This is a genomic window from Streptomyces sp. SID12501, from assembly GCF_010550245.1.
Lineage (GTDB): Bacteria > Actinomycetota > Actinomycetes > Streptomycetales > Streptomycetaceae > Streptomyces.
Map to the genome: position 1 here is coordinate 1 of NZ_JAAGLU010000524.1, position 471 is coordinate 471.

The following is a 471-nucleotide window of genomic DNA, read 5'->3' on the forward strand; positions in this document are numbered from 1 at the left end:
ATTTTCCGCAGGGGAGGTAGGGGGGTTCGCTTACGTCAAGCGTCGAGACCTCCCACTCCCACTCCTCAGCCTAGGCGAGTAACGCGAAGCCCAGACGAGTATCGAGCCTCAAAGCCAAGTCGACGACGATGAACTCCCCCGGGGCCGCGCGGCTCAGCTCCAAGATGGGGATGTCGCCGCTCCGTCCCACTTTCGATGCTTCGCCTTCCCTGAGAAACCCCCAGGCGCCCAGAGTCACCGGCGAGAGGTCGGCTGGGGCGGTGGTCGAGAATCTGATCGGCGAGGAGTCCCCGGAGACTTGGGTGGTGACCTGGGTTCCGGCTGGCACGCGTAGGCCATTGTTGCGGACGGAAGCTGGTGTGAAGGTTACGGTGCCGCGAGCCGCAGACATGGGGATCGGGTGAGTGCCGCGCCCGGCGAGCACCTCGGCAACGTTCTTCCTGGGCATCTGATTGAGCTGGGTGGCCAGTA

The 471-nt window shown here is 64.5% G+C and carries 1 protein-coding gene; it reads right to left on the minus strand.

The features are described 5' to 3' along the window. Positions 1 to 70: 70 nt before the first annotated feature. Positions 71 to 471, minus strand: a 401-nt coding sequence (locus G3I71_RS47095) for a type VI secretion system baseplate subunit TssF (protein ID WP_164325086.1), incomplete at its 5' end; no start/stop codon positions are given.